Origin of the sequence: Tessaracoccus caeni, from assembly GCF_029211185.1 — a bacterium.
Taxonomy (GTDB): domain Bacteria; phylum Actinomycetota; class Actinomycetes; order Propionibacteriales; family Propionibacteriaceae; genus Arachnia; species Arachnia caeni.
Window position 1 is genome coordinate 107,286 of the sequence record NZ_JARGDO010000013.1, and the last position, 9,700, is coordinate 116,985.

The following is a 9,700-nucleotide window of genomic DNA, read 5'->3' on the forward strand; positions in this document are numbered from 1 at the left end:
TCACCGCCCTCGCTATCAAATACCCCCTCCACGGCAGCCCCCTACCCGTCACCATCTGGGGGGTGGGTGCACGGAATCGCATGGATCGCCTTCGTCCTCGCCTGCGTCGCCGCCGCCATCCGCTTCCGCTGGACCTGGTGGGCACTCCCCACCGGCATCATCGCCTCGATGCTCCCGTTCCTCACCGTCCCCTTCGACCTCTGGATGGAAAGAACCGGGCGACTCTCGACAGCGAACCGACCTGCCAACCACGTACAAACAACGGCTCCTCACCCCCTCACCAAGGAAGAGGCATCAAAAGACGTTTCTACGAAATGATATCAACCGCATTCAATAGAGTCTTAAGAAAGGACTCCCTGCGCTGATAGCGGCTGTTGCCATGTCACCCGCACATAGGAACAACGCGCGAGAACTGTGAGAGCAAGCGAATACCGCGATCCACATGAAGGGTCGTCTACGAGACCAGACAACCCCGGCACGAGGTTAATCAATCGCGGCGCACGGCTTCTGACGGCGATCGAAATCTCCCGCAGCGCAATGACCAGGCGAGTGATTCCTGCGGAGATAAAGATCCTGCACATTCTTGAGGGCGCAGCTGAAATCTCGACGGCACAGGGCCGGTACCTTCTCATGCCTGGCATGGCCTTGGCTCTAGGAGCTGGTGAATGGTGCCAGATGCGTCCGAGGCAATACGTCCGACTCTGGGCGGTGTACAGCGATGAACGCTTCTTGCGTGAACAGATGGCATGGTTCCTTCCCGACAAGACGCGGCTCCGCGCTGGCGTGCATCCTCACGACTGGGACGGGAGCCCACTCGTTCTGCATCCTGGTGTGTCTACCCTGCGCCGTGTCGAACCGATCTGGCGGCAGCTGAGCGTACTCGGCAACGGCACGAAGTCACCGGAGGTGGTGGCAGTACGTACCGTAGAACTGTTCGCCGGTTGGGTAGGCCTTGTGACTCCCGCGTTCCTCGCGCCGGATGCGGCCGCCAACTCAGATGGTACTGAGTTGAGCCAGGCAGGCGGGCTACTCATGTCGATCTCCTTGGCCGGACACGTGGGACGTGCAGTGCAGCTTCTGCGTGACCGCATGGCTGAGTCGTGGACGACTACGGCCCTCGCGCGTTCCGTCGCCGTCTCCCGTACTCACTTAACCCGCCTGTTCGTTGCCTGTACCGGCTTTCCACCGATGCGTTACCTCACGGAGATACGGCTGACAGAGTTCACCCGGCTCATTGATGAGACTGACTGGACTGTGGCACGTGCTGCGGGCGCAGTCGGCTGGCGCGATCCCCGGGTCGCCTCACGCTGGTTCTCCCGCCGCTACGGCATCACGCCATCGCAGTACCGCGCCAGCGGGCGTCCCGAAGGACGCCAAGCAAACCCTCCGCACTCACCGGCAGGCTGACTCGTCAACCCCCTCGACTCGCCGTATGTCGCGTACTTCTCGTCGTGTGAACCCTGAGCACTTGAAGGACTTCGACTCTACGCCGCACCGCAGGTAAACCGGATGAGACACGTCGGGTTCATCGTGGAGCCTGGCGGTCGCCACGCTCTGTTCCGTCCGTCTCGTTCCTGATCTCCCCGGCGCACCTAATGGTCGCAGGGGTCACCGGCTTGTGCCGTTGGCCTTGCCGGGAGGAGGTCACAGGTGGCGACGGACGAGGAGGCACGGGCTACGCGCGACGCGAAGCTCGAACAGCTCCATGAGCGGTTGACGGCTGCGGTCGACCTGCTTGTGTCGGGTGAGGATTGGAAGCGTGCGCTGGAGTTCGCTGCTCGGTTCCGGGCGCGCTCGTTCCGCAACACGCTGCTGATCCTCGCCCAGCATCTCGATGCTTACGAGCAGGGTCGTGTCGCGTCGCCGGAGCCGTCCTATGTCGCGGGCTATAAGCAGTGGCAGTCGCTGGGTCGGCAGGTGGAGCGGGGTCAGGCGGGGTATGTGATCTTCGCGCCGGTGACGGGTCGGTTCGCGTCGAGTAATCCGGCTGATTCTGAGTCGTGGCGGCGGCTGGGCCGGTTCGAGAAGCCGAAGCCCGGCGAGGTGGTGCGTTCCCGGATGGTCGGCGCGAAGCCCGCCTACGTCTGGGATGTGTCGCAGACCAGCGGTGATCCCGTGCCCGAGCGCCCTGCCCCGACGCTCCTGGAAGGCGAGGCGCCCGACGGGCTGTGGGCAGGGCTTGCCTCCTTGGTGGAGGCCGAAGGGTTCACGGTGACGCGCGTCGCGGATGAGCGGGAGATTCGTGGCGCGAACGGTGTCACGGACTACACGAACCGCACGGTGGCGGTGCGGTCGAACATGGACGACGCCGCGCAGGTGAAGACACTCGCGCACGAACTCGCACATGTGAAGCTCCACGGCCCCGACAACCCGGATGCGACCGGGCATCGCGGGATCGGTGAAGTCGAGGCGGAGTCGGTGGCGCTGATGATCGGTGCCGCGCACGGCATGGACACCACCGCCTACACGATCCCGTATATCTCCGGGTGGGCGGGTACGGTCAAGGACAAGGACCCGGCCGAGGTCGTGCAGGCCACCGGTGAACGCGTCCGCAAGACCGCCGGGGCGATCCTCGATGCCCTCGACACCGTCCAGGTCGGCACGGGCGACCCACCCGGCCTGACCCGTGAGTCCGCCACCCCGTCGCGAGGGGCCGGGGCGGAGCGAACAGTTCCGGCACTGGTCGAGCCAGCGCGTTCCTCGCGTGCGGCGGATGCCGTGGTGAGGGGGCTGTGATGAGCGTCGCCAGCGTCCTTGCCTCCCTCAGCGGGCTCCCGCTTCCGCAAGCCGCCGCGCGGCTCGCGGCGGCGGGGGTGCCGGTGTTCCCGTGCGTGCCGGGCGAGAAGCGTCCGCTCACCCGGCATGGGTTCCATGAGGCGAGCGTTGACCTGGCGCAGGTTGTGGCGTGGTGGCATCGCTGGCCGTCCGCGAACATCGGCGTCCCCACCGGCACCGCGTCTGGGGTCGATGTCGTGGATGTGGACCGCAAGCCGGACGGGAACGGGTTCGACGCCTTCGGTCGTGCCCGCCGGGCGGGGCTCGTGGAGGGGTGGGTGGCGGTGGTGCGCACGCCGTCCGGTGGTGCGCATTTCTACTACCCGGCCGACCCCGGCCGGTCGCAGCCGTCGTGGCAGGCGGCCGCGGCACGTGTCGACTTCCGTGGCACCGGCGGGTACGTCATCGTCCCTCCCTCCGCCGTCATGACCGTCCACGGCCCGGCCGGGTACTCGCTCACCGCGCACGGTAACCGGGAGCCGCGCCCGGTGGATGCGGCGGCGCTGCGGGACTTCCTCGATCCGCGTCCCGAGCCCGTCGTGCATCGGGCGCGGGGCCCTGTTCGTTCGGAGGACGCGAAGCGGCTGGCCGACTGGGTGGGCATGCGCGCGGAGGGCGAACGCAACCGTGGCCTGTTCTGGGCCTCCTGCCGCCTCGCGGAGGCGGGGTTGTCTCTGCCGGAGATGGTCGATGCGCTCGCCCCGGCGGGTGAGCGGGTCGGGTTGCCGCCGCGGGAGGTCGTCACGACGATCCGCTCCGCCTACCGCGCCACCCACGTCCAACCCGCACCATCCAGCGTGGTACGGGACGATGATCTGCGGCGCGTGCCGCGTCTTGCAGGGCAGGTGCTCTCATGAACCCGCAGGCGCCGGCACCTGTGCGGTCGCGGGGTGGCCGGGTGGCGGTGGCGACGGCGGTCGCCGGGACGGTGTTCATCGCTGCAGGTGCGTTCTGGCTCTCCTTCACCGCTCTGGCGGACCTTGCCCGCCGCTCCGGGATCGATGCGGGGCAGGCGTGGGCGTGGCCGCTGATCGTGGACGGGATCATCGTCGTCGCAACCGTTGCCGTCGTCGCGCTCGCTCGGCAGCGGTCGGCTTGGTATCCGTGGGTGCTGCTCGCTGCGGGTGCGCTGGTGTCGGTGACGGCGAACGCGATCCATGCCGTCGTCGCCGCCGATGCCGATGTGCCCGGGGTGCTGGCGGCGTCGGTGGCGGCGGTGCCGCCGCTGGTGCTGCTTGCGATCACGCACCTCACCGTCATCCTCACCCGACCGGCCTCCGAGGCCGCCAAGCCACATCTCGCCGACGAGGACGAGCCGACGCCGGAGAGCGGTCTGTCCGAGCTGCAGGCCGTTATTCCCACACCGGGGTCGGAGCAGACGCCCGCGCGGGAGGTGGCGGGGCGGTTGCGAGATGAGGAGGGCTGGTCGAACAAAGCGATCGCCCGGCACCTCGGCGTGCACCCCTCCACCGTGGGCCGCTGGTTCGCACGCCCCGAACTCACCACCCGTGACGAACAGGAGACGCCATGAACGACGACCAGCACACGTACGTCGAGCCCACCGCTACGGCGCTGCACGAGCGAGACCATGACCGTGCTGAGGAGACGCCGCGTGAAAGCGAGGCGTCGGCGCTGGCCCGGCACCGCGACCCGTCACTGGCCAAAGACTCGACGGCGAAGGACGCGGCGACGAGAGCGCGTGCTGGTGTGGAGTGGGTGCGTCCGACTGATCTGATGGCGTCGCGTTCGGCGCGGATAGTGGGGCGGGGTATCGATTTTCAGGCCGAGCTCGCCCGCCGCGCCCGCCGGGTACCTGGTCAGGCGTATCGGGCGACCCGTGACGGGGCACGGTCGGGTGCGCGGTTCGTGAGCGAGCGGGCACGGAAGCTGCCGCCGGTGACCGCGTTCGGTCGTGGTGGCGGGGAGCGGTTCTCATGGGTGTCGCGCTCCGGGATCGGGCTCGGGTAACCGCCATGCACGCCCCCAGCCAACGTCTGAGCGCGCCTGCTGGGGAGCGTGTGCGCACCTGCCTGTCAGGAGGTGCTCCCATGCAGACTGCATCAGACCGTGACAGGCGGAATCGTTTCGAGGACTCCGAGGCGCTGCGCGCCCTGCTGAATCGGCTCCATCAGGCGGGGCGTGGGGCGTGGCAGCGTGACCCGGAGGCGGCGGCGCTGATGGAGCACGCCGCGAACAAGTACGCCGCTCTCGCCCGCAAGCACGGCCTCGACCCGTGGGAGGCGGCTTCGGCGGCGTTCGAGGCGATGCGGGGAACTGCGACGCGGCGGGCGGATGACCCGTGGGCGGTGGTGACGCGGGCGGTGCAGGTGACCTGCACCGCCGAGGAACGCGGCAACGGACTGCTGTGCTCCGTGCATCAGGCCCGTCGCCCGAAGTATTCGGTGTTCCACGACGCCGAACGATTCAGCGACCGCGAGAACCCCCTGCCCGACTACCACCCCGCGTTCTGCTTCGACCCCTTCACCGACCCCGACGAGGACCCGGACGATGAGCGTCCGGTGCGGGAGCGGGCGATGAACGTCACCGCCGCCGTCGAGGACACGATCGCGTTCCTCTCGTGGGTCGGCTGGGAACCCTCGACAGCCCGGGCTGCGGTCGAGTACATCACCACCAGGTTGGCGGGGTCGCCGTCGCGGGCGTCGGCGTTCGAGGTGCTGCGCCGTGACCGGCAGGCCCGCGCCCTCCTGGACCTGCCGGGTGCGTCGTGGACGGCGCTGCTGCGGATCGTGCTCGGCACCCCCGACCCGACCCTCGCGCATACGAACGCTGGGCGCGGGTTGCTCGTGCGGCTCCTGATCGGCCAACCCCTGCGCGCACTCCTCACCGACGACGACCTCGTGATCACTGCCGGGCTCGCCGCCCCGCGCCTGGCAGGGGGCGAGGAGTCATGAGCACGGTGCCGGCGGGCCACATCGAGCTGGAGCGCGCGGTCGACTCCATCATCGTCGGCCGCCGGCACCGGCAAGACCACGGCGACCTTGCCCCGTTGGTGGAGTCGATCCGCCGCAACGGGCTCTTGCAGCCCATCACGATCACCCTCGACGGGCACCTGATCTGCGGCGCGCGGCGCCTCGCGGCGCTGAAACTCCTGGGCATCAAGACCGTCAACGTCTGGGTACGGTCCGGGATCTCCGACCGGCTCGGGCAACTCCTCGCCGAACAAGACGAGAACGTCCTGCACAAGCCGCTCACCCAGCTCGAAGCCGCAGCCCTCTACCGCGAACTCAAGACCCTGCTCGCCGAAGACGCCGCCCGCCGCCAGGAGGCCACCCGGTTCCAGACGACCGCAGACGACGCAGAAGACGGTGGTGCCAATTTGGCACCACCGCAGTTCGAGCAAGGCAAGGCTCGCGCTCAGGCTGCGCGGATGGTGACTGGCCGCGCGTCCTATACGACGTTGGAGCGCATCGGCCGGTTGGAGGACCTGGCCGCGGACGAGTCGCAGCCGGAACCGGTACGGGCGCGTGCGGCAGAGGAGGTCGAGCGGATCAAGGCAGGTGGGAGCGTCTATCCCTCGCACCTGCGCGTGAATGCCGAGCTGTCGCTGGCGGAGCTCAACCAGCTCGCCGCGGATCCCGCCCAGTCCGTCGAGGTGCGCGAACGAGCACGGGTCGAGGCGGATGCGGTGCGTGCGGCGGAGCAGGAGGCGAGGGCGGCGGAGTTGGAGCAGCTGGCAAAGGCCGCGCTCGCCCGCGTCAAAGCAGCCAAGGCCTCCGGGGAGAAGAAGCCAGCGCGGCCCGCGCTGACGGCGGTGAACACCGGGGAGCCGGTGCCGTTCCCGCTGACCGCGTTCCTGGCCACCTGGGACGACATGGCCGAATGGTGGACCCACTACGACCCCGCCGACGTCGGCCCAGCCCTCACCGCTGAACAGTGGGCACGGTTCGAGGAGACCATCGCCGGGACCATCGCGTTCACCGACGCCGCACGCGCGGCACGGCAAGACAGGGCCGAGCACATCGCCTGAACCGCGGGGCGGGTGCGGTGGTGCGCACCTTCCTGGCAACCACGCATCCGTTGTTGCCGTCCGGGAAGGACCCGTGCTCATGGACCCCGCCACGTCTGATGACCGTCGCCGTCGTCGCCTGCTGATCGCCGCCACCGCTGGCGGCCTCGCTCTGCTCTTGCTCGTCGGAGTCGGCATCTACGGCCTCGTCCGCGGCCCCGCCGCCCCGTCGGCCTCGACGCCGAACGAACGACCTTCCACCGCCGCGCCCGTGACACCGGCCCCGACCTCGGTCGCAGAGCTGGAGCCGCTGGACCAGCACCTTGGGCCGGAAGCGTTCGCCCAAGCGGTCGCTGAGGCGCTGTTCACCTGGGACACCACGACCGGGCACATGCCATCGGACTATGCGCAGGTGCTCGCGGATGCCGCGCACGGCAGCGAGGCCGACGCCTTCGTCGGTGACGTCCGCGCCTACATCCCGACGAACGATGCGTGGGCGCAGCTGCGCACCTACGCGACTCGGCAGTGGCTGACCCTCGACGAGGTGTTCGTCCCGGAGGCGTGGGAGACCGCCGTCGAGCAGGCAGCCCCCGGTCAGATACCTGATGGTGCGGTCGCGTACACCATCTCGGGGACACGGCACCGGGAAGGCATCTGGGGCACCGACCCCGTCGAGGCATCCCGCCCGGTCTCCTTCACTGTGTTCCTCGTCTGCACCCCGCCCAATCCCGGTCGCGGCACCGGGTCGGGGTTGTGTGAGGTGCTGCGGCTCTCACAGCTCGACAACCCTCTCCGCTGAGCCGAGGCCGTGATGAAGAAGCTCGCGCTCCTCGCCCTCACCTTGCTGCTCCTGGGGCCGTCCACGATCCTGCTGGGCGTCGCCACGCTCGGCGGAACACCTGCGACCGCCGCCGTCTGCACGCCCGGCTCGTTGGCGGTCGGCCCGATCCCGGACTCGCTGACCGCGACGACCCGCAACGGGGAGACGGTCACGCTGAACCGGCAACAGCTCACCCACGCCGCGACGATCATCACGGTCGGCGGGCAGACAGCCGGCGTCGGACGTGAAGGGGTGCTGATCGCGCTGATGGCTGCGCTGACCGAGTCGACCCTGCGGATGCTCGCCAACACGAGCGCCTATCCCGAGTCGGCGGAGTACCCCAACGACGGCGAGGGTTCGGATCACGACTCGCTCGGGCTGTTTCAGATGCGCCCGGTCAGCGGGTGGGGCACAGTCGCGGAGCTCATGGACCCCAGCTACCAGGCGAGAGCCTTCTACGGTGGCCCCACGGGCCCGAACTACCCATCGCCGCGGGGCCTGCTCGACATCGCCGGCTGGCAGCAGCTCGACCCCGGCGAAGCAGCCCAAGCCGTCGAGGTCAGCGCCTACCCGGACCGGTATCAGAACTACCAGCCGGTCGCCGAAGCGATCCTCACCGCCCTGACCCGTCCCGTGTCCTCCGGCAACGATGGCGGGGACGAGACGCCCGTCGTGCCCGAGACGACGCGCATCGTGTTCCCGCTGCCGGAGGGGACCTGGGCGCGGACGAGCCCGTTCGGATGGCGTAACGACCCGATCACCGGCGAACGCCGCTTCCACGCAGGCAGCGACTTCGCCGCCCCCGACGGCACCCCCATCTACGCCGTCGCGGACGGCATCGTCGTGCGAGCCGGATACACCGACGCAGGAGGCGGGGTCATCGTCATCGAGCACACCGTCCGGGGCGAGCGGGTCGCGTCGATGTACGTGCACATGTGGGCGCACGGCATCCATGTCGCAGAAGGCGACACCGTGACCGCCGGGCAGCGCATCGGAGACGTCGGCTCCTCGGGACACTCCACCGGCCCTCACCTGCACCTGCAAATCCACCCCGGCGGCGCAGACGCCGACCCGGTGAACTCCGACGCCTGGCTCACCGACCACGGCGCCGCTGAATCCGGCGCGAGCACGGCACCAAACGCAGGTTGCGCTCCGGGGCCGAACATCGCCGCGCCAACACCGTACACAGGTACCGATCCTGACGAGCTTCGGGACGATCCGACGAGCGGCGGCCAGATCACTGCCCGCATGGAGCACCTGCTCACACAGACCCGGGCCGCGTTTCCCGACTCCGGCTGGGCCTGCTGGTCACCGCGACCCGGCACCTCGTCGGAACACCCGCTCGGCAGAGCGTGCGATGTGACCTTCGGGAACACCATCGGAACGGCCGCGACCGGCGCCGCCCTCGACACGGGGTGGGCGATGACGAACTGGCTGCAGGCCAACGCCGCCGCCCTCGGAGTCGAGTATCTCATCTGGCAAGGCAAGATCTGGTCGCTCGCTCGCGCCGACGAGGGCTGGCGGCCCTACAACGGCGGGGGCATGCACGACCCCTCGGACATCACAGGCGGGCACTACGACCACCTGCACATCACCGTCCGAGAAAACTAGCAATTATTACGTTAGATGTAATCCGCGACGGCTGGAATCGTGCGTATTCGCTGGTCAAACAAGGGTATCAGGGGTCACTGATCTGAGCCTTGAACCTGGCTCTTGACCAGGGGAAACGCACCAAGTCTTACGTTAGATGTGCTTTTCATACATTAGATGTAAGACTGTTGGGGTGGACTTCGAGGACGGGAACCGCGCCGGATCGGTGACGGCGTTGCGGGCGGGCAACGTGGCGTTGCTGCGTCCGGCGGAGCAGGTCTTCGATGACATGCTCACGGGCTGGTCGGCGCAGCAGGTCTCACGGATGCTGAACCCCAAGACGATCGGGGCGCGCTTGTCGCAGGTGCGCCGGTTCGCGGGGTTCTGCGGGAGCTTGCCGTGGGAGTGGTCGCCCGCCGACGTCGAGGAGTGGACGACCGAGCTGGTCTCCGGCGACAAGCCGTGCTCGCACGGCACGATCCGCTCGTATCAGAACGCGGTCGCGTTGTTCTGCGACTACCTGACCGACCGCCGCTACGGCTGGATCG

The 9,700-nt window shown here is 68.7% G+C and carries 9 protein-coding genes and 2 pseudogenes; all 11 read left to right on the forward strand.

Translation table 11 applies throughout. The annotated features are described in order from the left end of the window. Positions 1-54: 54 nt before the first annotated feature. Positions 55-318: pseudogene (locus P0D62_RS19190) on the forward strand (DUF3817 domain-containing protein); the annotation flags it as partial. Positions 319-708: 390 nt separating this feature from the next. Next, positions 709-1,407, forward strand: a complete 699-nt coding sequence (locus P0D62_RS12625) for an AraC family transcriptional regulator (RefSeq protein WP_259801350.1) — start codon at positions 709-711, stop codon at positions 1,405-1,407. Positions 1,408-1,650: 243 nt separating this feature from the next. Next, on the forward strand, positions 1,651-2,736 hold the full coding sequence (locus tag P0D62_RS12630) for an ArdC-like ssDNA-binding domain-containing protein (protein WP_144317187.1): 1,086 nt from the start codon (positions 1,651-1,653) through the stop codon (positions 2,734-2,736). Next, the gene (locus P0D62_RS12635) at positions 2,736-3,632 is read left to right on the forward strand and encodes a bifunctional DNA primase/polymerase (RefSeq protein ID WP_144317188.1); all 897 of its coding nucleotides are present in this window, start codon (positions 2,736-2,738) and stop codon (positions 3,630-3,632) included. Before P0D62_RS12630 ends, P0D62_RS12635 begins: the two co-directional genes overlap by 1 nt. Further along, positions 3,629-4,306, forward strand: a complete 678-nt coding sequence (locus tag P0D62_RS12640) for a DUF2637 domain-containing protein (RefSeq protein WP_186366106.1) — start codon at positions 3,629-3,631, stop codon at positions 4,304-4,306. The genes P0D62_RS12635 and P0D62_RS12640 overlap by 4 nt, the downstream gene beginning before the upstream one ends. Next, on the forward strand, positions 4,303-4,743 hold the full coding sequence (locus tag P0D62_RS12645) for a hypothetical protein (RefSeq protein ID WP_144317189.1): 441 nt from the start codon (positions 4,303-4,305) through the stop codon (positions 4,741-4,743). The genes P0D62_RS12640 and P0D62_RS12645 overlap by 4 nt, the downstream gene beginning before the upstream one ends. A gap of 80 nt (positions 4,744-4,823) precedes the next feature. Continuing rightward, entirely contained in the window at positions 4,824-5,687 is an 864-nt protein-coding gene (locus P0D62_RS12650; RefSeq protein WP_144317190.1) for a hypothetical protein, read from the forward strand. Next, on the forward strand, positions 5,684-6,763 hold the full coding sequence (locus P0D62_RS12655; RefSeq protein ID WP_144317191.1) for a ParB N-terminal domain-containing protein: 1,080 nt from the start codon (positions 5,684-5,686) through the stop codon (positions 6,761-6,763). The genes P0D62_RS12650 and P0D62_RS12655 overlap by 4 nt, the downstream gene beginning before the upstream one ends. 79 nt (positions 6,764-6,842) lie before the next feature. Further along, entirely contained in the window at positions 6,843-7,541 is a 699-nt protein-coding gene (locus tag P0D62_RS12660) for a hypothetical protein (protein ID WP_144317192.1), read from the forward strand. Between the two features lie 12 nt (positions 7,542-7,553). Then, positions 7,554-9,173 (forward strand): peptidoglycan DD-metalloendopeptidase family protein, encoded by a 1,620-nt coding sequence (locus P0D62_RS12665; RefSeq protein ID WP_275702909.1) that lies wholly within the window; start codon positions 7,554-7,556, stop codon positions 9,171-9,173. 172 nt (positions 9,174-9,345) lie between these two features. Next, positions 9,346-9,700 (forward strand): annotated as a pseudogene (locus P0D62_RS12670) (hypothetical protein); the annotation flags it as partial.

What these genes read in the sequence shown, in the direction of transcription:
- P0D62_RS12650 (WP_144317190.1), top strand. Translation starts at nt 4,824, where the DNA reads ATGCAGACTGCATCAGACCGTGACAGGCGGAATCGTTTCGAGGACTCC.
- P0D62_RS12665 (WP_275702909.1), top strand. Translation starts at nt 7,554, where the DNA reads ATGAAGAAGCTCGCGCTCCTCGCCCTCACCTTGCTGCTCCTGGGGCCG.
- P0D62_RS12645 (WP_144317189.1), top strand. Translation starts at nt 4,303, where the DNA reads ATGAACGACGACCAGCACACGTACGTCGAGCCCACCGCTACGGCGCTG.
- P0D62_RS12635 (WP_144317188.1), top strand. Translation starts at nt 2,736, where the DNA reads ATGAGCGTCGCCAGCGTCCTTGCCTCCCTCAGCGGGCTCCCGCTTCCG.
- P0D62_RS12660 (WP_144317192.1), top strand. Translation starts at nt 6,843, where the DNA reads ATGGACCCCGCCACGTCTGATGACCGTCGCCGTCGTCGCCTGCTGATC.
- P0D62_RS12655 (WP_144317191.1), top strand. Translation starts at nt 5,684, where the DNA reads ATGAGCACGGTGCCGGCGGGCCACATCGAGCTGGAGCGCGCGGTCGAC.
- P0D62_RS12640 (WP_186366106.1), top strand. Translation starts at nt 3,629, where the DNA reads ATGAACCCGCAGGCGCCGGCACCTGTGCGGTCGCGGGGTGGCCGGGTG.